The sequence below is a fragment of the Gordonia abscondita genome, assembly GCF_032711245.1.
Classification (GTDB): Bacteria; Actinomycetota; Actinomycetes; order Mycobacteriales; family Mycobacteriaceae; genus Gordonia.
In genome coordinates, this window is record NZ_CP128986.1 from 880,718 (window position 1) to 904,924 (window position 24,207).

24 protein-coding genes are annotated in these 24,207 nt (G+C 64.6%); 8 read left to right on the forward strand and 16 right to left on the reverse strand.

From position 1 onward, the window contains the following. The first annotated feature begins 42 nt into the window (after positions 1–42). Positions 43–1,425 carry a DNA repair protein RadA gene (radA, locus tag MP11Mi_RS04130; RefSeq protein WP_420041041.1) on the forward strand — a complete coding sequence of 461 codons (1,383 nt, stop codon included), beginning with the start codon at positions 43–45 and terminating at the stop codon, positions 1,423–1,425. A 28-nt stretch (positions 1,426–1,453) separates the two neighbouring features. On the opposite strand, the gene MP11Mi_RS04135 is transcribed toward radA, so the two are convergent. Further along, positions 1,454–1,972: a PaaI family thioesterase gene (locus MP11Mi_RS04135; RefSeq protein ID WP_420041042.1), complete on the reverse strand. Its 519-nt coding sequence runs from the start codon at positions 1,970–1,972 to the stop codon at positions 1,454–1,456. Between the two features lie 68 nt (positions 1,973–2,040). On the opposite strand from MP11Mi_RS04135, the gene disA reads away from it, so the two are divergent. Next, entirely contained in the window at positions 2,041–3,138 is a 1,098-nt protein-coding gene (disA, locus tag MP11Mi_RS04140) for a DNA integrity scanning diadenylate cyclase DisA (RefSeq protein ID WP_420041043.1), read from the forward strand. A gap of 48 nt (positions 3,139–3,186) precedes the next feature. Here the strand turns inward: disA and MP11Mi_RS04145 are convergent, their stop codons facing one another. Together MP11Mi_RS04145 and MP11Mi_RS04150 are read right to left on the reverse strand one after the other, a co-directional pair. Continuing rightward, positions 3,187–3,924 carry a hypothetical protein gene (locus tag MP11Mi_RS04145; RefSeq protein ID WP_420041044.1) on the reverse strand — a complete coding sequence of 246 codons (738 nt, stop codon included), beginning with the start codon at positions 3,922–3,924 and terminating at the stop codon, positions 3,187–3,189. A gap of 110 nt (positions 3,925–4,034) precedes the next feature. Next, a complete protein-coding gene (locus tag MP11Mi_RS04150; protein ID WP_420041045.1) occupies positions 4,035–4,664 on the reverse strand; it encodes a carbonic anhydrase in 630 nt (209 codons plus the stop codon). On the opposite strand from MP11Mi_RS04150, the gene MP11Mi_RS04155 reads away from it, so the two are divergent. Beyond that, on the forward strand, positions 4,663–5,562 hold the full coding sequence (locus tag MP11Mi_RS04155) for an HhH-GPD family protein (RefSeq protein ID WP_420041046.1): 900 nt from the start codon (positions 4,663–4,665) through the stop codon (positions 5,560–5,562). The two genes, MP11Mi_RS04150 and MP11Mi_RS04155, sit on opposite strands and share 2 nt — an antisense overlap. Before the next feature lie 36 nt (positions 5,563–5,598). Here the strand turns inward: MP11Mi_RS04155 and MP11Mi_RS04160 are convergent, their stop codons facing one another. Next, the gene (locus MP11Mi_RS04160; RefSeq protein WP_420041047.1) at positions 5,599–6,399 is read right to left on the reverse strand and encodes an alpha/beta fold hydrolase; all 801 of its coding nucleotides are present in this window, start codon (positions 6,397–6,399) and stop codon (positions 5,599–5,601) included. Between the two features lie 49 nt (positions 6,400–6,448). On the opposite strand from MP11Mi_RS04160, the gene MP11Mi_RS04165 reads away from it, so the two are divergent. Continuing rightward, a complete protein-coding gene (locus tag MP11Mi_RS04165) occupies positions 6,449–6,754 on the forward strand; it encodes an antibiotic biosynthesis monooxygenase family protein (RefSeq protein ID WP_420041048.1) in 306 nt (101 codons plus the stop codon). Between the two features lie 85 nt (positions 6,755–6,839). Further along, a complete protein-coding gene (locus MP11Mi_RS04170; RefSeq protein ID WP_420041049.1) occupies positions 6,840–8,288 on the forward strand; it encodes an aldehyde dehydrogenase in 1,449 nt (482 codons plus the stop codon). Between the two features lie 192 nt (positions 8,289–8,480). On the opposite strand, the gene MP11Mi_RS04175 is transcribed toward MP11Mi_RS04170, so the two are convergent. The 12 genes from MP11Mi_RS04175 to MP11Mi_RS04230 all read right to left on the reverse strand — a co-directional run bounded on the left by MP11Mi_RS04175 (position 8,481) and on the right by MP11Mi_RS04230 (position 20,218). Further along, a complete protein-coding gene (locus tag MP11Mi_RS04175; RefSeq protein WP_420041050.1) occupies positions 8,481–9,113 on the reverse strand; it encodes a hypothetical protein in 633 nt (210 codons plus the stop codon). Then, positions 9,113–9,934, reverse strand: a complete 822-nt coding sequence (locus MP11Mi_RS04180) for a hypothetical protein (RefSeq protein WP_420041051.1) — start codon at positions 9,932–9,934, stop codon at positions 9,113–9,115. Before MP11Mi_RS04180 ends, MP11Mi_RS04175 begins: the two co-directional genes overlap by 1 nt. Next, positions 9,898–11,322 carry an MlaD family protein gene (locus tag MP11Mi_RS04185; protein ID WP_420041052.1) on the reverse strand — a complete coding sequence of 475 codons (1,425 nt, stop codon included), beginning with the start codon at positions 11,320–11,322 and terminating at the stop codon, positions 9,898–9,900. The genes MP11Mi_RS04180 and MP11Mi_RS04185 overlap by 37 nt, the downstream gene beginning before the upstream one ends. Continuing rightward, positions 11,322–12,629 carry an MlaD family protein gene (locus tag MP11Mi_RS04190; protein ID WP_420041053.1) on the reverse strand — a complete coding sequence of 436 codons (1,308 nt, stop codon included), beginning with the start codon at positions 12,627–12,629 and terminating at the stop codon, positions 11,322–11,324. The genes MP11Mi_RS04185 and MP11Mi_RS04190 overlap by 1 nt, the downstream gene beginning before the upstream one ends. Then, complete coding sequence (locus tag MP11Mi_RS04195; protein WP_420041054.1) at positions 12,626–13,882, reverse strand: MCE family protein; 1,257 nt, start codon at positions 13,880–13,882, stop codon at positions 12,626–12,628. The genes MP11Mi_RS04190 and MP11Mi_RS04195 overlap by 4 nt, the downstream gene beginning before the upstream one ends. Before the next feature lies 1 nt (position 13,883). Next, positions 13,884–15,077, reverse strand: coding sequence for an MCE family protein (locus MP11Mi_RS04200; protein WP_420041055.1), 1,194 nt, complete (start codon positions 15,075–15,077; stop codon positions 13,884–13,886). Then, the gene (locus MP11Mi_RS04205; RefSeq protein ID WP_420041056.1) at positions 15,074–16,126 is read right to left on the reverse strand and encodes an MCE family protein; all 1,053 of its coding nucleotides are present in this window, start codon (positions 16,124–16,126) and stop codon (positions 15,074–15,076) included. The genes MP11Mi_RS04200 and MP11Mi_RS04205 overlap by 4 nt, the downstream gene beginning before the upstream one ends. Next, positions 16,119–17,243, reverse strand: a complete 1,125-nt coding sequence (locus MP11Mi_RS04210) for an MCE family protein (RefSeq protein WP_420041999.1) — start codon at positions 17,241–17,243, stop codon at positions 16,119–16,121. The genes MP11Mi_RS04205 and MP11Mi_RS04210 overlap by 8 nt, the downstream gene beginning before the upstream one ends. A gap of 57 nt (positions 17,244–17,300) precedes the next feature. Next, positions 17,301–18,152 (reverse strand): MlaE family ABC transporter permease, encoded by an 852-nt coding sequence (locus tag MP11Mi_RS04215; protein ID WP_420041057.1) that lies wholly within the window; start codon positions 18,150–18,152, stop codon positions 17,301–17,303. 2 nt (positions 18,153–18,154) lie between these two features. Next, a complete protein-coding gene (locus tag MP11Mi_RS04220) occupies positions 18,155–18,919 on the reverse strand; it encodes an MlaE family ABC transporter permease (RefSeq protein WP_420042000.1) in 765 nt (254 codons plus the stop codon). A 93-nt stretch (positions 18,920–19,012) separates the two neighbouring features. Then, positions 19,013–19,903, reverse strand: a complete 891-nt coding sequence (locus MP11Mi_RS04225) for a 3-oxoacyl-ACP reductase (protein ID WP_420041058.1) — start codon at positions 19,901–19,903, stop codon at positions 19,013–19,015. 126 nt (positions 19,904–20,029) lie between these two features. Continuing rightward, positions 20,030–20,218, reverse strand: a complete 189-nt coding sequence (locus tag MP11Mi_RS04230; protein ID WP_236998834.1) for a ferredoxin — start codon at positions 20,216–20,218, stop codon at positions 20,030–20,032. Positions 20,219–20,343: 125 nt separating this feature from the next. On the opposite strand from MP11Mi_RS04230, the gene MP11Mi_RS04235 reads away from it, so the two are divergent. The 3 genes from MP11Mi_RS04235 to MP11Mi_RS04245 are packed head-to-tail and all read left to right on the forward strand — an operon-like array spanning position 20,344 to position 24,191. Beyond that, complete coding sequence (locus tag MP11Mi_RS04235) at positions 20,344–21,564, forward strand: acyl-CoA dehydrogenase family protein (protein WP_420041059.1); 1,221 nt, start codon at positions 20,344–20,346, stop codon at positions 21,562–21,564. A gap of 21 nt (positions 21,565–21,585) precedes the next feature. Continuing rightward, positions 21,586–22,692 carry an acyl-CoA dehydrogenase family protein gene (locus MP11Mi_RS04240; protein ID WP_420041060.1) on the forward strand — a complete coding sequence of 369 codons (1,107 nt, stop codon included), beginning with the start codon at positions 21,586–21,588 and terminating at the stop codon, positions 22,690–22,692. After that, positions 22,689–24,191 carry an AMP-binding protein gene (locus MP11Mi_RS04245; RefSeq protein WP_420041061.1) on the forward strand — a complete coding sequence of 501 codons (1,503 nt, stop codon included), beginning with the start codon at positions 22,689–22,691 and terminating at the stop codon, positions 24,189–24,191. Before MP11Mi_RS04240 ends, MP11Mi_RS04245 begins: the two co-directional genes overlap by 4 nt. Positions 24,192–24,207 lie beyond the last annotated feature (16 nt).

The following is a 24,207-nucleotide window of genomic DNA, read 5'->3' on the forward strand; positions in this document are numbered from 1 at the left end:
CACCGGTGTCGGTTGTCGGTGGCTGCACATAGAGTTCGGGGCGTGGCGAAAGTGAAGGCGATCTTCCGATGTACGGCTTGCGGGCACCAGGTGTCCAAGTGGGTCGGTCGCTGCCCGGAATGCGGTGAGTGGGGTTCCATCGAAGAAGGCGCTCCGGCCCCTGCCGCCGCAGGCACTGCGTCGGTCGCTCCGCGAAGTCCGGCACGGCGCATCACCGAGGTCGACGCCGGCACCTCAAGCGCGACGCCCATCGGCATCGCCGAGTTCGACCGGGTCCTCGGCCGGGGCATCGTCCCGGGCTCCGTTGTCCTGCTCGCGGGCGAACCGGGAGTCGGCAAGTCGACGCTGCTGTTGGAGACGGTGAAACAGTGGGCAGCCCAGGACCGCACCGCGTTGTACGTGACCGGCGAGGAGTCGGCCGGGCAGGTCCGACTGCGGGCCGAACGCACCGGAGCAGTGCACGAGAACGTCTTCCTCGCTGCGGAGACCGATCTGGCAACCGTCCTCGGACACGTCGACGAGGTCCGCCCCAGCCTGCTGATCGTCGACTCAGTACAGACGCTCGTCGCGACCGGGGTCGACGGGGTGACCGGCGGTGTGACGCAGATCCGCGCCGTCACCACCGCGCTGGTGTCCCTCGCGAAGACCAGTGGGGTCGCGGTGATCCTGGTCGGGCACGTGACGAAGGACGGGAACGTCGCCGGACCTCGTTCGCTGGAGCACCTGGTGGACGTGGTCCTCGCCTTCGAGGGCGACAGGCACTCGTCGCTGCGCATGGTGCGCGGGATCAAGAACCGATTCGGCCCGTCCGACGAGGTCGGCTGCTTCGAGCAACGCTCCGACGGTATCCACGAGGTGTCGGATCCGTCCGGCATCTTCGTCCACGAGCATCCGACCGACGTCGCGGGCAGTGTGGCGCTGGTCGCGATGGACGGGCGACGCGCGATGGTCGGACAGATCCAGGCGCTACTCAACAAGAGCGAGATGCCTTCGCCGCGCCGTGCCGTGTCCGGACTCGACGGCGCCCGGGTCGCGATGATGCTGGCGGTAGCCGAGAAGCATGCGAAGATCTCGACCGGCAAACACGAGGTCTACGCCTCAACTGTCGGCGGTATGAAGGTGACCGAACCCGCTGCCGACCTGGCGATCTTCCTCGCTATCGGATCATCAGCATCCGACCGACCCGTCGCGTCCACGACTGTCGCGATCGGCGAGGTCGGGCTGGCAGGCGAGGTACGCCGTGTGTCGTCGACGGCGCGGCGCATCGCCGAGGCTAAGCGCCTCGGTTTTCGTCACGCGATCATCCCGGCGGGCACCGACGAGGAACTGCCGAAGGGTATCCGCATCACGAAGGTGTCCAACCTCGCCGATGCCGTCGACGCCCTAGAACGCCGTCGCCTGCAGCCAGTCGACGCCCCGTTCTAACCCGTGGTCGCACCGCGAGTCGAGACTCTTACAGCACTACGCGCTTGTCGTAATGCTCGGCGAAATGCTTCTCGACGTCGATGACGACGAACACCGAGTGCGCGCCCGCAACCGGCACACTCGGATCTCCGAGGTGCGCGATAGCGTCGATGTAGATCTTGCGGCGCTGGCGGCCGAGGATCCGTGCGTGGAAGTAGAGGGTGGCACCGAGTGGGATCGGCTTCGCGTAATCGACTTCGAGGTGAACGGTCACGACCGGCGCACCGACGAGAAGCGGGGACGTGCCCATCACTTCGTCGAACGCAGCCGAGAGAACGCCGCCGTGGATGACGCCCGGCCCGCCCTGCATCCAGTCCTGAACAGGCATCTGAGCGTCGACGGTGAGCCCTTCGCCCGCCATGACCCTGAGGTGCAATCCGAGTGGGACATCGTCGCCGCACCCGAAGCAGGTGCTGTGGTGCAGATCGATGTGGCGCCCGGGCGCCGCAGCCTTCGGGTGGCGGGTCAACGGCTCGAGGTCTGCGGGCGGAACGAAAGCGTGCTTCACGCACAGCTACGCTAGTCGTGGTCCGGTGCCGACCGGTAACCGTCTTCCGTCGACAAATGCGAGGTGCGATGAACGACACATCGGCGATCGATGCAGTCCGTTCCGACATGACGCGGGAGACGTTGCGTCGCGTCGCACCCGGCACAGCCCTCCGTGACGGCCTCGAGCGAATCCTACGCGGCGGCACGGGCGCACTCGTCGTCCTCGGATACGACGACGACATGGAGCGGATCTGCGACGGCGGGTTCAACCTGGACGTCGAGTTCGCGCCGACCCGGCTGCGTGAGCTCGCGAAGATGGACGGTGCCGTCGTGCTCTCCGCCGACGGTCGGCGGATCGTCCGGGCGAACGTCCAACTCGTCTCTGATCCGTCGATCCCGACCGAAGAGTCGGGCACGAGGCACCGCGCCGCCGAACGCACGGCGATCCAGATGCGGGTGCCGGTGATCGCCGTGAGTGCGTCGATGTCCATCGTGAGCGTCTACGCGGACGGTCAGCGGCGGGTGGTCGAGAATCCCGATGCGATCCTCTCGCGCGCGAACGTCGCGTTGTCGACGTTGGAGCGTTACAAGTCGAGGTTGGATGAGGTGAGCGCGCAACTCTCGCGCGCCGAGATCGAAGACTACGTGCTGCTGCGTGACGCGATGAGCGCCGCCCAGCGGATGGAGATGGTGCGGCGCGTGTCCGTTGAGATCGAGGAGTATGTGCTCGAACTCGGCGTGAACGGCCGCCAAGTGGCTCTGCAGTTGGAAGAGTTGATCAGTGACAACGACACAATGCGTGAACTACTGGTCCGCGACTACCACGCGAGCCCGGAGCCTGCGGGACCCGAACAGGTCCGTCAGATCTTAGAGACCGTCGAATCGCTTTCGGACGCGGATCTCCTCGACCTCACGATGCTTGCCGGAGCGTTCGGATATCCGACGACGCTCGAAGCCCAGGACACGTCTATGAGCCCGCGCGGCTATCGCCTGCTCGCGCGAATCTCGCGGCTACAATTCGCGCACGTCGACCGCCTCGTCCGCCACTTCGGGACACTTCAGTCGCTGTTGGCTAGCAGCGCCGCCGACCTGGAGTCTGTCGAAGGCATCGGCAGCATCTGGGCTCGCCACATCCGCGAAGGACTGTCGAGATTGGCCGAGAGCAGCCTGGAGCGTTTCGACTAGCATCCCGCGCCTGTCTGCCGCTGTCGACCAGCGGCGCGAACGCGGCCGCTACTGCTGCGCGGGTTTCACCACGTTGAACGTGATCGGTGCGGATTCCTTTTCGCCGACCTTGGCAACCGCCTGGTAGGCGCCTGCCGGGATCTGCACACGCGGCTTCTTGCAGCCGGGGTTGCTGGTGGTCCCCGACCACGTCGTGTCGTCGCTGACCTGCTGGCCCGGCGCGAGCAGCTGCACGTTGACCGCCTTATCCGGCGCACAGTCCTGAGCCGACCAGAGAGTGCGGGCACCGTCGAGCGAACGAACGATCACGTTCTGCGAGTTCTTGCCGACGTCACGGTTGCAGGCAGCGAGGCTGCCGTTGGTGGTCACGATGGTGAACACCGGCTGGTCGCCCTGCGTGTACGTCGGCTTGTCCGTGTAGAGGACGACGGAGAGACTCTGGTCCGAACACGGGTTCTCGATCGGCGCGGTCACGTCGCCGTTCGGAGCGGGCGCGGACGCCGGGGCGCTGGGGTCGCCGCCTTCGCCGTGATCGCCACCTCCGCTAGGCGCTTCGCTGCTCGGTGCAGCACTCGTCGACGAATCTGCGGGTGCGGGAGCCTTCGGAGCTATCGACGTCGACAACGTCGCAGCGGCGTTCCCCGGATCACCTGCGTCGTCGGACGAACTTCCCGCCCACACGATGAGCGCGATCACCACAGCGGCCGCCACGACCCCGCCGACGATCGCGACAAGCCGACGTCGCCAATACACCTCGGGAGGCAGAGGACCCTGTGGTTCGATCACAGTTGCAACGGTATCGTCGCCACGACGCGATGGACGACGACGACGTCGGCGTGTCGGAAGTTTATTCTCCTGGGAACCGAGCTATTGTGCGCATCCGTCGGCGCGCAATGTCAGCTCTGCGTCTGTTCACCGACGTCACCGACCACTTCGACGACGTGCACCCGGCCGTCGTCGAGCCGGTAGCTGAGCCCGACGATCGCGAGCTCGCCCGCGTTGACGCGGCTGGCGATGATCCGACTGCGCTGCATGAGGACGTGCACCGTCTCCTGCACATGGCGGGTGACGAATTCGAAGTACTCGGTGAGTCCTTCACTGCGGCCGGCGAGCACGCTCGGCGTCACCTTCTCGACGATGTCACGCACGTATCCGCCGGGCAGGTTCAGATTGTCGAGCGCGTCGAGCGTCGCACCGACGGCGCCGCACTGGTCATGCCCGAGAACGATGATCAACGGAACGTTGAGGAGGTCGGCACCGTATTCGATGGTGCCCATGACGGCCGAGTCGAGGACGTGGCCAGCGGTGCGGACGACGAACATGTCACCGAGCCCCTGGTCGAAGATGATCTCCGCCGCCAGTCGCGAGTCACCGCAACCGAACAGGACTACATGGGGCGACTGCCCCTCAACGAGTGCCGCACGGTCGGCGATACCCTGGCTCGGGTGAATGGGACGACTCTCGACGAAACGCTGATTGCCTTCCTTAAGAACTGTCCAAGCTTGAGCCGGGGTGAGATTCTCCATGACTGACAGTGTGCCACCGAACACAGTTCTTACCTGGTTCAGGGCTAACCGTAGAGAACTGCCGTGGCGCGAATCCGGCATCAGCGGGTGGCAGATTCTGATCAGCGAGATCATGCTGCAGCAGACTCCTGTGTCGCGCGTCGTCGAGCCGTGGACCCGGTGGATTGGCCGCTGGCCGGTGCCGTCGAAGATGGCCGCCGAGTCGGCCGGCGAGATAGTCCGGGCCTGGGGAAAGCTCGGCTATCCGCGACGCGCGATGCGTCTGCACGAATGCTCGAAGGTGCTCGCCGAACAGTTCGACGACGTTGTCCCACAAAACGTCGACACCCTCCTGACGCTGCCGGGGATCGGCGACTACACGGCCCGCGCCGTCGCGTGCTTCGCATACGGACAGGCTGTGCCCGTGGTGGACGTCAACGTGCGACGCGTCGTGGCGCGCGCCGTCCACGGCCGCCAACATCCAGGCAACCCGGCACGGGGCGACCTCGTCGAGACACAGGCCTTGTTCCCGCTCGCCGCCGACGGCGCACCCGCGCCCGAGACGCCGACGTTCAGCGCGGCGTTGATGGAGTTGGGGGCACTCGTCTGTACCGCTCGCGAAGCACGCTGTGACGTCTGCCCCTTGGCGACGACATGCGAGTGGGTGCGGCTCGGCAAACCGCAGCACGACGGACCCGCACGCAGAGTCCAGAAGTTCGAAGGCACCGATCGCCAAGCGCGCGGCCGACTGCTCGACGTGCTCCGCGGCACGCACGGCCCGGTTGAACGCACAGCTCTCGACTTGGCGTGGGAACGCGATCCCGGCCAGCGTGCCCGCGCTCTCGACTCGCTACTGGTCGACGGCCTCATAGAGGTGACCGACGACGGGCTGTTCAGCCTCGCGGGAGAAGCGGGCTGAGACCTCGGCGACGTCACCGACCGGTGAATAGGGACGCTAGAGGAACTCGCTCAGAAAGGCTTCGACGGCTCCGCGGAAGACTCCCGGAGCATCGTCGTGCAGGAGATGGCCGGCACCGTCCACGCGGACGTACACCGATCCCGGTCGGCGACGGGCCATCTCGGCCATCTGCCCGGGCGGCGTCACCGAGAAGCCCGCCTCCAACAGCAGAGTCGGCACATCGACGGCGTCCCATTCATCCCAGAAGTCGCGGCCGCCCCACTCTTCGGCGATGTCGGCCCACACGGGGATCGAACCGTGCAAACGCCCGTCGTCGAAAGCCTCGTAAAAGTAGCGGCCGGCGATCTCGCCGAACATCGCCACCGCGGCGGACACATCGGGAAACCGTTCGGGCCAACTGTCGAACCACGGCGTCCAGGCACCCGTCGTCCGTCCGCGGAAGTCCGGAGCCATGTCTTCTACGACGAGCGCGGACACGAGCTCCGGATACGCGGCCGCCGTGCACCACGAATGCAGACCGCCCATCGAATGCCCCACAAGAACCGCAGGCCCCCGATCGATCCACGTGATCGTCTCAGCGAGATCAGCGACGAAACGTTCGGTCGATATGTCTGACGGATCGACTGCGTCGACACCCTGATGGTTGGCCGCGTCGAAGGTGAACACCCGGCCGTATCGACGCAACCACGGCACCTGTCGCCGCCACGTGCGTCCGCGGCCCATCAGCCCGTGCACCAGAACGATCGCACCGAATCCGCCGTCTGCGACGTCGAGGCCGCCATGATCGAGTAGCCCGACGTCTGAGGTCGGCGACGAGTCGATCGGGTCCGGGGTCACAACGAACGACCCTATCGGCTCCCGGGCGGGCGCGCGTAGCCTCGGGTTCATGGCAATTGTGAAGATCAACGCGATCAGTGTTCCCGAAGGCGCGGGCCCCGAACTCGAGAAGCGCTTCAGCGCCCGCGCAGGCACCGTCGACGGCGCCCCGGGATTCCTCGGCTTCCAACTCCTACGTCCAACGAAGGGCGACGACCGGTACTTCGTCGTCACCCAGTGGGAGAACGAGGAGAGCTTCAACGCATGGTCGGGCGGCGACGCGCGGGCCGCCCATAAGAGCGACAAGAAGCCCGTCGCGTCGGGTGCCGACCTTCTCGAATTCGACGTCGTGATCGACGTCAAGCCGAGCGCCTGAAGGCGACCGGTAGCGACAACTTCTAGAACGTGTTCTACATAGTGCTCTAGTATCGAGGAAAACCCTCGATACATCAGGAGCACGCATGACCGACCCGATCGAGACCACCAAGCTGTACATCGGCGGAAAGTGGGTGGACCCGCACTCGACGGAAGTGCTCGACGTCTTCTCGCCCGCCACTGGCGACAAGGTCGGGTCGGTCCCGAACTCCGACACGACCGACGTCGACAACGCCGTCCGCGCCGCCCGCGAATCCTTCGACTCCGGAGTCTGGCGCAGCACTCCCCCAGCGCAAAGAGCTGCGGTTATCCGACGCGCAGTCGAGTTGATCAACGAGCGCGGCACCGAACTGGCAACTCTGCTCTCCGCCGAGATGGGGGCCACGCCGGGCGATGTCGCGACCATCCAGCAGTTCGCCGGCACCGCCTGTCTGTCCGCGTACGCAGACGCCGCCGATCAGTACAGCTGGGAGGAGACCAGGCCAGGCATCTTTGGCGAAACTCGCGTCATTCACGAGGCCGTCGGCGTGGTCGGCGCCATCATCGCCTGGAACGTTCCGCTCTTCCTATTCTGTAACAAGTTCGGACCCGCTCTCGCGGCCGGCTGCTCCATTGTCCTCAAACCGGCGCCCGAGACTCCGCTCAACGCGAACGTCCTCGCCGAGATCTTCACCGAAGCGGGTGTCCCCGAAGGGGTCATCTCGATCATCCCGGGAGGCGTCGAGACGGGGCAGGCCCTCGTTGAGCATCCGGAGGTCGACAAGATCACCTTCACCGGATCGACCAGGGCAGGTCAGCAGATCGCGGCGCGCTGCGGTGAACAGCTCAAGCGCTACTCGCTGGAACTCGGCGGAAAGTCGGCGGCCATCGTCCTCGAAGACGCCGACATCGAAGCCAGTGCACCCATGTTGATCTTCTCCGGCCTACTCAACGCGGGACAGGCCTGCGTCGCCCAGACCCGCGTACTCGTCCCGCGTTCGCGCCACGACGAGATCGTCGACGCCATGGTCGCCGTCGCGTCCACCTTCACCCCCGGCATGCCGGACGATCCGGAGACTAAGGTCGGCCCGATCATCAACGACAAACAGCATGAGAAGGTGACCGGATACATCGCCAAGGGAAAGGCGGAAGGCGCCACCGCAGTCCTCGAAGTCCCCGCGCCCGCGGGCAACTTCATCGGGCCGACCATCTTCACCGGCGTCACCAACGACATGACGATCGCCCGCGAGGAGATCTTCGGTCCGGTCATCAGCGTCATCGCCTACGACGACGTCGACGAGGCCATCGCCATCGCCAACGACTCCGACTACGGTCTCGCCGGTTCGGTGTGGACGCAGGACGTCGACAAGGGCCTCGACGTCGCCCGACAGGTCCGTACCGGCACCTTCGGCATCAACTGGTACTCGATCGACCCCGCCTCGCCGTTCGGCGGTTACAAGAAGTCCGGCATCGGACGAGAGAACGGCAAGGAAGGCCTCGAAAGCTACCTCGAACACAAGGCCGTCGTGATGCCGATGGGCTACACGAGCAGCTAGCTCCCCGGCCCGAACACGAGAAGGAGCGTATCGAGACCCCGGTCTCGATACGCTCCTTCTCGCTGTGCGCCCACCGGTCGGGATAGCCCCAGCCCGTGAACTTGAACCCACTGGGTCTAGGGATTTACCGAACCTTGGAATTCACCCAGCCGTGGGACTTACCGAGCCGAGGGATTTGCCGAGCCCAGGGATTTACGGAGCCGCCGGGGCCTGCGTCGGCACCGGGGTCGTCTGAGGCGCCTGGCTGGACGGGATCGGGCTGGACGGGATCGGGACCGCACCCGACGGTGGCGCTCCGTTGGCCTCCTGCACCCGGGACGACAGCGAGTCGTCAGTGAGGATGTCGATGGTCGAGATCAACCACTCGCCGTCCCGTTTGACCATGTCGTAGACGATCCGACTCTGGTCGATCTGGACTTCTTCCTCGTTCGTGTTTCGCGACGTCGACAGGTTCAGATAGACCAAGACCTTCGCCGTGTCGCGAGTGTTCTCCATGACGCCCGCGCCCTCGACCTTGGCGACCGCGACAATCTTGTCCTTCTTGACGCCATCGACGATCTTGTACTCGGTGACGTTCTTCTGCATCTCCTGCTTGGCCGAGCCCGTCAGGAATCCCATCGTCTTATTTATGTTGTCCGATACCGTCTTCGGGTCGCGGCCGAACATCGTGACGGTGTATTCCTGCGCGGACGCGACCGCGGACTCGCGCGCGTCCTCTTCGGCGTTCATGGTCCAGTAGCGGACACCGGAGAACACGGCTGCGGCGACTGCGGCCACGAGCAGCACCCCGGCACCTGCCAGGAGCAATCGCAACTTCCCGCCCATCAGCCCACCCACTCGTAGTTCGTCAGTTTCATGTCGTCGTTGATCCGCGTGATGTCGATGCGCGATCGGAACGTCTCGATGACGGGCTTGTTCGGCGCTTCGGGGGCCGTGCTCTCCCACACGAATACGACAAGTACCGAACCTGTGTCCTCGTCGGCGTTCTCGACTGCCGACGCGACGACAGTTGTCTTTGTCTTCATGTCGTCTTCCCGGATGAGGTCAGTCGCTTGTTTCATCGACTCACGCATCTCCTGGAGCGCACGACCGCTCGTGTGCTTGTTCATGAAGTCGAGCATGCTGTCGGCATTGTCTTTGTTGAGCGTGGTCAGTTTGACAACCACCTCTTGTGCGAACTGGTCATACTCGGCACGTAGTTCGCGCTTGTCGTCGATACGTGCCGAAGCCGCCGTGAAGACGATGGTCAAGACGATGGCGGCGACAAGAACGATCACTCCGAGCGCGCCGGAGACGGCGATCATCGCCGTACTCGACGACGATCGCCCCGATCCGACCGGCGCCTTGACGGACGGGCGGCGGTCCCGATAGGAGACACCTCGGGTCCGATCGTCAGCCGACAGAGCGGCGGAGTCGCCGTCGGTCTCCTCGGCCTGCGGCTCGTCGTCGGACGCAGGCACGTCGACGTCGGCGACTGCCTCCTTATTGTCGGTCTTTCGCCGACGCGCGAGTGGACTCGTCCGTCTGACCGCGGCCTTTCGCTCGCCGTCGCCTGGACCTTCGCCTTCGCCCGGACCTAGCCCTTCGCCCGAACCCGGGCGCGGGGGCCTCAGGACTCCACCGTCTTCGTGATCAGTTCGTACCATTTCTTCTTCTGGTTGCGGTTCGCTGTGCCGTACTGGGTCGAGTACAGCTTTCCGTCGGGTCCGATGAACTTGCCCGTCTCCGGATCGTACGTCGTCCCGTACGTGCCGGGAGTCGGGTCGTGATCGGTAGGAGTGCCGGGAACGACATACCCGGCGGGCTGCTTCGGAAGGTCCGTTCCAGGGAAGCCGTTCGGGAGAGCGACATTGTCGCGGTCGGACGGCACATACCCGGTGCGGCACTCCTCCGGAGTCGGCGCACGACGCCCGGGGAATTCCACGCACGGAAAGTTTCGGGCGCCACGGACCGAGGTCTGCGCGTCCTGAGGCAACCGGCATAGCAAGCCCGGCGGCAGATCCTGCGCAGTCGTCGCCGAAGGGAAACGCCATTCGGACGGCGGCAGGAAACCGACAGTGCACGTCGGCGGATCCTGGAATCCGAGTCCGAAGTTGACGTTCGGACCGTGCCTGCTGGAACCGTTGTTGATCGCGGTGATCAACGCCGACAGTACGCGCGGATACAGCACGACGGTCTGCTGCAGATTCGGCAGATAGATCCGCAGAGTCTGTGCGGACACCCGCATGTTCGACATGCCGTCGATGAAGCTCGGCCCCATGTCGTCGAAGAGATCCTGCGCTTGGTTTGCGACGCCCGGCCCCTTCTCAAGGATGTCGGTGATATCCGGATTGCTGGCTCGCAACTGGTCGGTGACCTTTGTGAGGTCGGCCGTCCACCCGCGGATCTGCGACGCGGTCCGGTTCTGCGTCGCGAGCAGCGGACCGGCCTGCTTCACCAGGTCGACGGCGACGTCGATGTTCTTGTGGAACGCACCCACGAACAGCACCATCGAGTCCATCAGTCGAGACAGATCGTCGGCGGTTCCGTTGAACGCGGTGAACGCCTCGTCCATCACGTCACGGATCCGCGTGTCCCCGACCTCGGCAAGCAACGCGTCAGCCTGATCTAGCATCGTCGAGATCTCAACGGGCACATCGTCGGTCTCGATCTTCGAGCCGCCCGTCAACACTGCGCTCGACGGCCCCTCCGGCGGCATGAACTCGACGAACTGCTCGCCGATCGCCGAGACACTGCGGACGGCAGCGGCCGAATTCGCCGGAATCTCAGCACCCGAGTCGATCGTCAGGTCAGCGACGACACCGCCGCTCGTCAGTTTCACGCTGCGAACCTTGCCGACGTTGACGCCTCGGAAGGTGACGTTCGCGTTCTGGTACAGCCCGCCGGTCGTCGGCATCGTCACCGATACGTCGAACGAGCCGATACCGAACATCTGTGGAATCCGGATGTAGAACACTGCGACAGCGACCAACGAGATGATCGAGACAATGCTGAAAACGATCAACTGCATCCGGACGAAGCGGGTCATCTTCATTAGTTGCCCCCGCCCTTCTTCGGCTTGGTAGTCGGCGTCTGCTTCGTCTTGCCACCAGGCGTCTGCTTCGTCGCGCCCCGATTGAGCTCAGCGGGCGTCGGGTTGTCCGGGTCCTTGCGCTTGGGCGTCATGATCCCCGGTGTCAGCGGCGACGTGAACGGGTCTGTTCCCCGCTTTGCGCCCGCAGCAGGCTTCCCGACGACGCCTTCGGGGCCAGTGGTCACCGACGCGACCATCGTCTTGTTGAGTCGACTCCAGGTCAGGTCGAGGACCAAGTCGGAATTGACGTAGTCGCCCTTGACGATCTCCGGGATCTTCTCCTCCACGAATGGGAAGGTCAGCAGAATCCGCAGCGAGTTCGACAGGGCGGGACCGGTCTGCGCCAACTGCTCAAGCAGCCTGCGCAGATTCGGAACGATTGTCTTGATGTCCTTGCTGTTCTCGTCGAGGATGCCGTTGACCGTCGACGAGAGGTTTCCGACGTTGTCGAGGGCGGTCGTCAGGTTCTTGCGCTGGTCGACGAGAAGTTGGAGGATCTGCGGAGCCGAATCGAGAGCACGCTCCACAGTTGGCGTCTGATCGTTGATCGCAGCGGTCAAGCGATCCATGCCCTCCATGGCCGAGATGATGTTGCCGGTCTGCCCGTTCAAGTCCTTCACCAGTGTGTTCAACCGCGGAACCAGTGTGCGCAATTCGTCGTCGTTGTCGCCGAACACCTGGCTCAGCTCATGCACCACGTCGCCGACCTGCGAGAGCCCACCGCCGTTGAGGACGACCGAAAGTGAACTCAACACCTGCTCAGTGGTCGGGTACATGCAAGGGTCCACCTGCTGAGCCGAGTTGATGTCGGCGACCGGCTTGCCCTTCGGTGCGGCGATGTTGTCCTGTTCGGGACAGTTCGGCAACGACAGTCGTCCGCCCGCGACGAGATATTTGCCGGTCGGCTTGTCCGGAGCGACGATCGCGATATGCGAGGAACCGAGCACACTCGTCATCCCGATCATCGCGTGCGAACCAGCCTGGACTTTGACGCCCTTCTCCAACCGCAGCGTGATTTCGGCGCTCCAGTCCTTGAGCTCGATGTCGCTGACACTGCCGACAGTCGCATCGTTGATCATGACGGGCGCATTGCGGACCAATCCCGCCGCCGTCGGAATCAGCGCGGTGATCGTGTACGCGCCGTCGCCGGTGCCTGCGGCTCCGATCGACGAGAGCGTCGACACCGGTTCCATCCCGCACGCGGTGACGGGGGCGAGTAGTAGGACGCCCGCGACGAGCGCGGTGGCGCGTATGCGCGAGCGCGTCATCCTTCACCTCCGAACGGCACGAGCAGATTCGCCAGCGGGTCGGGAGCAGCCTTGCGGCTGATCTGGTCGCGGTCGACGACGCCTTGCCGCGCCCTGGCCCGGACACTCGCGTCCTGATAAGTGATCTGGTCTGGCATCGCAGCCCGCCCGATCACCGGGTTCGCCATGAACGGAGGGAAGTTGACGACGACCTCCTTCATGATCGGCGCGACGAGATCGACACACGCCTCAACGTCGGCACTAGTGTCGCCGGGACGCTTAGTCGCGTCCAGGCTGCCGCACAGCAGGGAGATCAGATTGTTGCCCATGCCGAGACCGAACACGCCGTCGAGCGAACCGGACAACGGATTGTAGATATTAAAGAAGTTGGCCAACTGAGTCGGAGCCGAATGCAGGAGGCCCTGCACCTGCTGGTCCTTGTTCTTGAGCGTCGCAGTCAGCTTGGACAGTTTGTCCACCGTCGAGACGACCGTGGAGCTGTTCTCACCGAGGAAGCCTTCGAGTTCGCCGATCGCCTCGTTGAGGTTCGTCATCGCGTCACCCATCGCCTGACTGCTGCCCGCGATGACCTGACTCACCGACTCCATCCGCCCGTTGAACTGCACGAGCTGCTCGTGGCTCGTCGACAGTTCATCGGTGAGCTTCTGCAGACTCTTGACCGCGCTGAACACGTCGTCTCGGTTCTCCGAGAGGGTGCCCATTACCGAGGACATCTGCTTTATCGACTCTGCGATGGCCGCGCCGTTGCCGTCGAGGTTGTCGCCGAACACGTCAACCGCACGCGCCGCGGTCCCCTTATCCGCGCCGTCGGGACCGATCGCCTCGGTCAGCTCGGACAGCTGCTTCTTCACGTCATCCCACTCCATTGGGACGGCGGTCCGCTCCATCGGGATGTCCGCGTCGCCGGTCAACTCGGGGCCTGTCGAATAGCCCGGGCTCAGTTGCACAAACCGTCCCGACACCAGCGACTGCGCAACGATGACCGCACGCACGTCAGCGGGCAGCGGCACGTCGTTGTCCACGCGCATGACGACCTTGACGTCACCCGCCCGCGATTCGATGGAATCGACCTTGCCGATCGGGACGCCGATGACACGCACCGAGTCACCCTCGAACAGGCTGGACACCGTTTGGAAGTAGGCGGTCACGGTGCGCGTGGTGGCGCGCTGAACACCGAACCAGATACCGCCCGCGATCAGGATCAGGACGACGACCGCGGCGACGATCGCCCATACACGACGGGTGATACCCATGTCAGCGGCCTCCGTTCTGCTTCGGTGTCGACGTCGTCGGTGCGGCAGGCGTCGGATATGTGCGTTTAGGCGTCTCTCGGGGGATGTCGGGTGCTCCCGCGTTCGGCCCCTGCTTCCAGTTCTTCGGGAAGATCGGATTTCCGGAGAAGTCGTAGAAGTACTTGGCTGCCTCCGGGTACTTGCGCTGCATCACCTTCATGAACGTGCCCATGTAGTCGCCGAACGTCGGCAGGCCGACCAGCGACGAGAAGTACGGCCCGGAGCTCACCGCCTCACCGAGGATGTTCGCGTACGGTCCCAGATTGTCGATCGCCTTGCTGAAGTTGTCCTCATTGTCGTTGAGGATGTCGAGGACGCCGTTGAACTTCTCGAGCACCGGGCGCAGTTGTTCCTCGTTGTCGTTGACGAAACCGGTGATCTCGGCCGCGACGTCACGCGTGCCGGTGATCAACTGTCGGATCGCTTCTCGACGCATCTGCAACTCGCCGAGCAGAGAGTTGGCGTCAATCAGCATCTGCCGAATCTGTTTGCTGCGTTTCCCGACGATATCGGTGACGCCGCGCGCCCGATCGAGCAGTTCGTTGAGCGCGTTGTCGCGATCGGCTATAGCCTTGGACAGTCGACCGACACCGTCGACGGCGCCCCGCACGTTGTCGGGAGTCTTGGAGAACGTGTCCGACATGGTCGACAGCGCCTTGTTGAGCTGGTCGGTATCGGTATCTTTCAGAGTGCTCGTCGCCTGATCGAGTGCGTCGGTCAGGGTGTACGGCGACTCAGTGGCCTCCACCGGGATCGACTCTCCCGGTTTGATGCGGCCCTCGCCGAGCGGCGTCAACGTCAGATTGCGGCGTCCGAGCACCGTCTCGGTCTTGATCGCGGCGCGCGACCGCTCGCCGAGCACCACAGTGTCGTTGAGGCGGAACTTGACCCGCGCGCGCATCCCCTCGTCGACATGCTCCAACGACAGGCCCTCGACCTTCCCGACTTCGATGCCCGCGACCATCACCACGTCGCCGGAAACCAGGCCTCCGGCATCCTCGAAGTAGACGTCATAGGTGCTGATCTGCGACAGGAACGGCAGTCGGTCCAATTGAAGTGCACTGATGACGAGCATCACGACGATCAGCACACCGATCACGCCGACCGATGCCTTCGACCGCTTGGTCCGGTGATCCGGGGTCTCCACTTCACTCATTTCGAACACCTCCCGCCCTGCGATTTGTCACCCATCGCGTCGATAGCGGTGAAGTAGTACTGGCTGTTGCCAGGCCCGGGCAGCAGCAGTCGGATCCGGCAGAAGTAGATCTGCAGCCACGAACCGTAACTGCCCAGATTCGACAGCTTCTTGAAGTCGCCGGGAAGACGGGACAGCAGGCCCCGGATGAACGGCTCGGCCTTCAACGCGTTCCCGGACGTCGTGCCGAGTGCGCTCAGCGCCTTCTTGGTGTCGGGTCGGATCGCCCCCATCAGGTCGGCGAGACCGGTGGTGGCGGAGGCGCTCTCGTCGATCGCGCGACCGATCACGCCCTTGTCGTCCGCCAGCCCACTGATCAGCTGTTGCATCCGGTCGACGCTCTGATCGAGTCCCCGATGGTCAGCTTCGAGCGTGCCGAGCGTCGTGTTCAAGTTATCGATGACGCTGCCGATCAATTTGTCTCGGTCGGCGATCTCGCTGGTGAACGACGCCGTGTTCGCCAACAGTGTGTTGAGCGAGCCACCCTGGCCTTGGAACACCGCGATGAGAGCCGACGAGAGCTTGTTGACCTCGTCTGCGTTCATCGTGCGGAACAGCGGTTTGAAGCCGCCCAGCAATTTGTCGAGGTCGAGTGCGGGCTCGGTCCGATTGATCGGGATCTCGCCCCCGGGAGCCATCGCCGTGTTGAGGTCGCCATCGCCGGGTTGAATCTCGAGATATCGGTCGCCGGTGAGGTTCTCGTAGCGGACGAGCGCATGCGCCGATTCGGGGAGTCGGTAGTTCTCGTTGACGGTGAATTCGACGTGAGCCAGATTGTCTTCGGTGAGTTGGATGCTCTTCACGGTGCCGACGTCGATGCCCGCGATCTTCACGGAACTGCCCGACTTCATGGCCGACGCGCTCGTGAACAGCGCCGAATACGTGTTGCTTCCACCGCTCTGATACTTACTGAACACGATGACCAGGCCGGCCATCACCAGCAACATGACTACGACGAACGTACCGAGTTTGATGATTGTCGCGCGGAACGCGCGTGCGCGTTTATCCACGAGGCGTGCCCCCGAACAGCAGGTTGAAGAGCTTCGCCGACTGCACCTTCGGAGTGGTGCGGGGTTGATAAGGCTGCTCGGCGTTATCGATTACGTAGAACGGAACCTTCTCCTTGGAGGTGATGTCGGAGAGTCCGCCCTGACAGGTCGGCGGGCCGTCGCCGCCCACCTCGGGCAGATCTTGCGGATACCGGTACGGATCCTGGCCCGGAGTGAGTCCCGCGTCGAGCAGGAGCATCCCGTTGCGGCCGCCGAGAAACGGTACCGCCACATCGGCGGCGTCGCTGGCCGCGGTGATGAAGCACCGCAGACCCGGAGCCTGATAGCCGAGTAGCTTGGTGACCGGGTTCAGGTCGCTGAGCGTGCTCATCAAGTCCTTCTTGCTCTTGCTGAGTACACCATTGCCGCTGCGGGCCATGCCAGTGACGTTGATCAGCAGGCTGTCGAGGTTCGACGAGTTTTCCACCAGGTTGTTGCCGACGACGGTCGCATTGTCGACCGTCCGCATCAGGTCGGGCATCACGTCTGCGTACACGTTCGTCATACCGGCCGCTTCCTCGAACAGGCGGTTCAGTTCGGGCAAATTCTGGTTGGTCTTGCCGAGTACCTCGTTCAGCTGGACCAGCGCGTTGCCGATCTGCTTGCCGCGGCCGGATAGCGCGTCGTCGACCGCACCGAGCACGACGTTCATCTTGTCGGGCTCAGTCTTCGCGAGCAGTCCGACGAGTTGCTGGTACACGGTATTGAGTTCAACGACGACGTGGTCGGCTTTGATCTCGGTGCCCGCGGTGAGAGTCCCACGCGGACCGTCGGCGGGGACCACCAAATTAATTGCCTTGGCTCCGAAGACAGTGTTCGCCTTGATGTCGGCGCGAACGTTCGCCGGGATCGACGATAACTGTCCGGCGTCCATGTTGAGTTTGAGTTCGGCCTGGTCGCCGATGTCGCGGATGTCCGCGACGCGTCCTACGGTGACGCCCCGAAGCTTCACTTTCGCGTCGGGGTTCATCACCAGCCCGGCGCGCGGCGCGAACAACGTCACCGACTTCGTGTTCTGGAACCAGCCGAGGAACTGTCCGGCGGCGAGCCCGACGATTACGACGAGCGAGCCGACCATGATCGTCGCGGCGAGCTTGCGCACACCGTTTCCACGAGCTTTATAGGTCACGTCGGCTCACCCGGCCAGGTTGAAGTTGCCGTCGGAGCCGTAGATGGCGAGCGACGTGAGGAGGGTGATGACGACGACCACGACCAGCGATGCGCGGACCGCGTTGCCCACGGCGACGCCGACACCGACGGGGCCGCCGGACGCGTTGAAGCCGTAATAGGTGTGGATCAACATGACCGCGACGGCCATACAGATCGCCTGTACGAACGACCAGAGGATGTCCGACGGGATGAGGAACGTCGAGAAGTAGTGGTCGTAGACGCCGCCGGACTGCCCGTACATGAACACGGTCGCGAATCGGCTCGCGATGAACGACGCCAGTGCGGCGAGCGAGTAGAGCGGGATGATCGCGACGAGGCCCGCGACGATTCGCGTACTGACCAGATACGGGATGGACGATATGGCCATCACTTCCAGGGCATCGATCTCTTCGCTCACCCGCATGGCGCCTAGCTGTGCTGTCGCCCCGGCGCCGATAGTGGCCGCCAACCCGATGCCCGCGATGACCGGGACCGCGATGCGGACGTTGATGAAGGCGGAGAAGAAGCCGGTCAACGCTTCCACGCCGATGTTGGCGAGCGAGCTGTAGCCCTGGACTGCGATGGTGCCGCCGGTGAACAGCGTCAGGAAGCCGACGACGACGACGGTGCCGCCGATCATGGCGAGCGCGCCGGTGCCCATCGAGATCTCGGCGATCAGGCGCAGCGTCTCCTTCTTGTACTGGCGGAGTGCCCGCGGAATCGAGACGATCGAATCCCAGTAGAAGAGGGCCTGGTCGCCGATCTTGTTCCAGTCCTCACCCGCACGCTTGATTGCGACACGAGCGGTGAGAAGTCGTGTAGTTCCCGGAAGTACCATCGTCAGCCCATCGTCACTTTCAGTCCGACTGCGGTCACGACCACATTGACGACGAACAGCGCCATGAATGAGTAGACGACCGTCTCGTTCACCGCGTCGCCGACACCCTTGGCGCCGCCCTTTACATTCAAGCCTCGATAGCAGCCGACGAGGCCCGCGAACAGCCCGAAGAGCGCGGCCTTGATCATGGAGATGACGAGTTCGCCGAGTCCGGTGAGCAAGGTCAGGTTGGCGATGAACGCACCGGGGTTGACGTCTTGCAGGTACACCGAGAACACGAAGCCGCCTGCGATGCCGATCGTGCAGACCAGGCTGTTGAGCAGGAGCGCGACACCGGTCGACGCGATCACGCGCGGTACGACGAGCCGATGGATCGGGTTGATGCCGAGGACGCGCATCGCGTCGATCTCTTCCCGGATGGTTCGTGCACCGAGGTCGGCACAGATCGCTGTGGCGCCGGCGCCCGCGACGATGAGCACGGTGACGATCGGCCCGATCTGAGTGATGGTGCCAAGTGCTGCACCCGCCCCGGACAGGTCCTGGGCCCCGATCTCGCGAAGCAGAATGTTCAACGTGAAACTGACGAGAACGGTGAACGGGATAGCGACTAGCAGTGTCGGCACCAACGAGACGCGGGCGATCGCCCACGACTGCTCGACCGTCTCTCTGAACTGAAACGGACGCCGGAAGAGCTCTCTGGCAGATTCGACAGCAAGTGCCACGAAATCGCCAACGCCGTTCATTGGAGCAGCCAGCCTGGTCAGCAAGTCTCCTCCTCCCACCGGTGAAGGCAACCTATCATGGGCGGCCGACACATCAGTGACACTATTCGACATCGACAATTCACCGGACGATCCGCCCTAATCCATCAACTCGGACGCCGAGAAAGTCGCTTTCCCCGCTGGCGACGCGAAGTACGCGGACAGCGATCCGGCGAGCGACTCGGGGGCCCACTCGTCACCGTCAGCCTCGAACACTTCGCGGATCGTCGGAGCGGCCATCAGGGTGACTTTCGGCCCGTAGACGACGAAGACCTGTCCGGACACGTCCTGTGCAGCCGAACTCGCGAGGTACCGCACCAGGGCGACCACATGGTCGGGCGACAGCGGGTCGACGCCTCCGTCGGGCGCGTCGCCGAAGACACTCGCTGTCATCGCCGTTCGCGCGCGCGGACAGATAGCGTTGGCGGTGACGCCGTACCGCGACAGAGCCCGCGAGGCCGAGAGGGTCAACGCAGTGATACCCGCTTTCGCCGCACCGTAGTTCGCCTGACCGGCCGGACCGAGAAGACCCGCCTCGGATGACGTGTTGATGAGCCGGCCATAGACGGGCGCACCCGCGGCCTTCGACTCGGCACGCCAGTGCGCCGCGGCGTTCCGGTTAAGCAGGAAGTGCCCGCGTAGGTGGACGCCAAGCACGAGGTCCCACTCGTCGTCGGACATGTTGAAGAGCATCGTGTCGCGGGTGATCCCAGCATTGCTCATCACGACGTCGAGCCCACCGAGATCTTCGGTCGCGGTGCGCATGATCTCCCGCGCAGTCGCCGAGTCGGAGATGTCGCCCGCCATCCGAACCGCCGAACCACCCGCGGACGAGATGACGTCGAAGACGTCACTCGCGTCCAGTGCGCGGTCGAGGTCGTTGACGATCACCGTCGCCCCGTCCGCCGCCAGTCCGATGGCTTCGGCCCGCCCGAGACCACCTCCGGCACCGGTGACGACGGCCACCTTGCCCTCTAACGTTCCGCCCACTGTGTGAACCCTTCTCAACTTCGCGCCCGACGGCGCCGATCGTCTTACACCGCGACTCACACTAGAACATGTTCTAACAATTCGCCCAGTATCTCTCGAAATACCTTGACGCAGACCAGACTACGATCACTCGATCGACAGCGCCGAGCGCGGACACGACGCAACGACCTGTCGCATTTCCTCCGCCCGGGACTCGGGTAGATCCTCGTCGAGAATCACCAGGTAATCGTTATCGTCCAGGTCGAAAACATCGGGCGCCATGCCCACACACACCGCGTTCGACTCGCACAGGTCGAAATCACACTTGACTCGCATTGCATCCTCCTCGAGGTCCCATGCCCGCTGGTTGACGGGCTCGACACTTTCACGTTAGAACGTGTTTCAGAAGTAGCCAACCACAACGGCGCGCAAGCGTCTCGAGGATCGCAGGAGAACTGCCCATGCGCATCGCGTACACAGCCGAGCAGGAGGAACTTCGCCGCGAGTTGCGTTCCTACTTTAGCGGCCTCATGACTTCCGACCGCCGCGCGGCTCTGACCGGCGGAGACGGGGAGATCGGCGAGGGAGACGCCTACCGTGATGTGGTCCGCCAGATGGGCGTCGACGGGTGGCTCGCGCTCGGCTGGCCGACCGAATTCGGCGGTGCGAACCGGTCGATGATGGACCAATTGATCTTCACCGACGAAGCGGCGATCGCGGGCGCTCCGGTCCCGTTCCTGACGATCAACTCGGTGGCGCCGACGATCATGCACTACGGGACGCCTGAACAGAAGGAGTTCTTCCTGCCGAAGATCGCAGCGGGCGAACTGCATTTCTCGATCGGATACTCGGAGCCGGGCGCAGGCACTGATCTCGCATCCCTGCGCACCACCGCGGTCCGCGACGGCGACGAGTACGTCGTCAACGGGCAGAAGATGTGGACGAGCCTGATCCCCTACGCCGACTACGTGTGGTTGGCCTGCCGAACCGATTCCGGCAGCGATGCCAGCGCGGACAGCGAGGCGGGCAAGCGGCCGAGCAAGCACAAGAGCATCTCGATGCTGGTGGTCCCGACTACTGCGGAGGGATTCTCGTACACGCCTGTACATACGATGTCCGGCGTCGACACGAGCGCCACCTATTATCAAGACGTGCGTGTTCCGACGAGTTCGATCGTCGGCGAGGAAGGCGGAGGTTGGTCACTCATCACCAACCAGCTCAACCACGAGCGCGTCGCGCTGTGCAGCGCGGCTCCGATTCAGACCGCGCTCAACGAGACCCTGGCGTTCGCGCGGGAACAGCCTTACGGTGACGGCCGGCTCATCGATGCCGGTTGGGTTCAGGCAAATCTGGCGCGCGTGCACGCGAAAGTCGAGTTCCTCAAGCTCGTCAATTGGAAGATCGCTTCGATTGCCGCGCAGGGCGGCTCGCCATCACCCGCCGACGCGTCGGCGACCAAAGTGTTCGGCACTGAGTTCGCCACCGAGGCGTACCGCTTGATGATGGAGGTGACCGGCCCGGCCGCGACGCTGCGCCAGGGCTCGGTCGGCGCGCACCTGCAAGGCCGTCTGGAGCGCTTCTCGCGGACGTCGCTGATCCTCACCTTCGGTGGCGGAACCAACGAGATTCAACGCGACATCATCGGCATGCTCGCCCTCGGCCTTCCGCCCGCCCGCCGCTGACCACCTTTAAGGAACATCGACATGGACTTCACTCCCACCGAGGCGGCAGCCGATCTGACCGGCCTCGCCACAGACATCACCACGCGGCTCGCGACCGGAGAGCGCACCGCAGAACTCGAAGCCGATCGCGCGGCGATCGACGCCGACCTCTGGCGTGAGATCGCGAACGCGGGGCTGCTCGGCCTGGCGGCACCCTCCGACGTCGTCGGCGACGGCGGAGCCGATCTGACGACGATGGAGACCACCGCGGTCGCGACGGCTCTCGGCCGCGCGCTGGCTCGCGTCCCGTATGCGCAGCACGCGGTGGCAGCGGTGCCGCTGCTGGCCACTTACGGCGGCGAAGCTGTCCGCGATCTGCTCGGCAAGGCGGTGGCCGGCGACGCGGTGATCTCAGCGGCTGTCGAAGAAGATCTGGGCTTCGACCTTCTCGCGCCGTCGACCACAGTGTCGACCGGCGGGTTGGTTACCGGAACCAAGCTGAACGTGCCGTATGCGGAGGCAGCCGACGCTTTCGTGGTGACCGCCGCGAGCGCCGACGGTCCCGTCGTGGCCGTGGTCGAGCGGGGCTCCGGCGTCACCGTCACCGAAACCCCGTCTACCGGACTGACCCCGGTGTACACGGTCGACTTCGACGGGGCGGCAGGCGCCGTCCTCGACGGCGGTTCGACGACCGCGGCACGCGCTCGGGACCTGCTCCGTCTCGGGCTGGCCGCAGACCAAGCGGGCGTGGTCGCAGGTGCGCTCGCCGCGACCGCCGAGTACGCCCGCGAACGCGAGCAGTTCGGACGCAAGATCGGCTCATTCCAGGCCGTCGCGCAACGCCTGGCCGACGACTACATCGACGTGCAGGCATTGTCGTTGACCGTCACGCAGGCTGCTTGGTTGTTGTCCGGCGCGGCCGAGACGGACGACGAGGAGACGACCGCCGCGGTCGACACCGCGGCGTTCTGGACCGCTGAAGCTGGCCATCGCGTCGCGCACACGACGGTGCACGTGCACGGCGGTGTCGGACTCGACACCTCCCACCCGGTTCACCGCTTCTTCTTGCGGGCTAAGCAGAACGAGTTCACGTACGGGTCGGCTCCCGTGGTACTCGGCGAACTCGGCGCCGTACTGGCAGCGCGGTGACTGCGCCGTCAGTCACCGATGCGGTCACGCTCGGACAGTTACTCGCTCCATTGGCGGACGTCGACGACCAAGGCGTCTGGTTCGAAGGCGAGTTCACGTCCTGGCGTGTCCACCTCGCGGACGCCCGCCGGTACGCCGCGGCCGCCGCTTCGATGCTCCACGACGAGCGGCCGCCTCACGTCGGCGTTCTGTTGGGCAACGGTATCGACTTCTCGAGGATGTTCGCGGCGGCCGCGCTCGGCGGCTTCGTACTCGTCGGCCTCAACTCGACGAGACGGGGCGAAGCTCTCGTCGTGGACGCCGTGCGGGCGGACTGCCAGCTGATCTTGGTCTCGCCCGAGACGGCGCCGCTGCTGGGCGACGTCCCGGACGCCCGCGTCGTCGACGTCTCCTCGACCGAGTGGATGACGGCGGTAGCCGCGGCGGCGCCGGATGACTTCCTGCCGGTCGAAACCGGCCCGCAGGATCTGGTGATGCTCATCTTCACCTCGGGTACTACTGGCGATCCGAAGGCCGTCCGGTGCAGTCAACGAAAGTTTGCGGCGCCCGGAGCCATGCTTGCCCACCGATTCGCGATGGGGCCCGACGACGTCGCGTACGTGTCGATGCCGATGTTCCACTCGAACGCGCTGATCGCCGGATGGTCGGTGGCCGCGGCGGCACGATGCTCACTCGCAATTGCGCCGCGCTTCTCTGCGCGCGGGTTCAGCGACGACATCCGCCGCTATGGCGTCACCTTCGCCAACTACGTCGGCCAGCCTTTGCACTACATTCTCGCAACCGCCGAGCGTCACGGCGACGCGGACTCTTCGCTGCGGATCGTGTACGGCAACGAGGCGTCGGCCGTCGACCGTGCCGAGTTCTCGCGTCGTTTCGGTGCGCGCGTCATCGACGGATTCGGGTCGACAGAGTCGGGTGTGTCGATCACGCGGACGCCGGACACCCCGGACGATGCGCTCGGCCCGCTGACCGCCCCGGTCGCCGTGGTCGACCCCGAAACGCTCGCTCCGGTCCGTTCCGGCGTCGTCGGCGAGATCGTGAACACGTCCGGTCCCGGTCTGTTCGACGGCTATTACGGCGACGAGGCGGCGACCGCCGAACGAATGCGCGGCGGTATCTACCACACCGGAGACCTCGGCTGGGTCGACGACGGCGGCTACATTCACTTCGCTGGCCGCATCGGCGACTGGCTGCGCGTCGACGGCGAAAATCTCGGCACACGCCCGATCGAGACGATCCTCCGCAGGCATCCGCGGGTCTCCGACGCCATCGTGATCGGCGTCCCCACGGAGATCGGCGACGCTGTCGGAGCCGTCCTCGTCGCCGACGGACTCGACCGCGCCGAGTTCGAGTCGTTCCTCGACGCGCAGACCGATCTCAGCCCCAAACAGCGGCCGACTCGCATTTGGCTCGTCGCCACCCTGCCGCAGACCGCGACCTTCAAAACTGCCCGGTCGGTCCTGGTCACATCGCTGGGCGACCCCACCTGGCACGCTTGACCGCCGGACGTTTCCA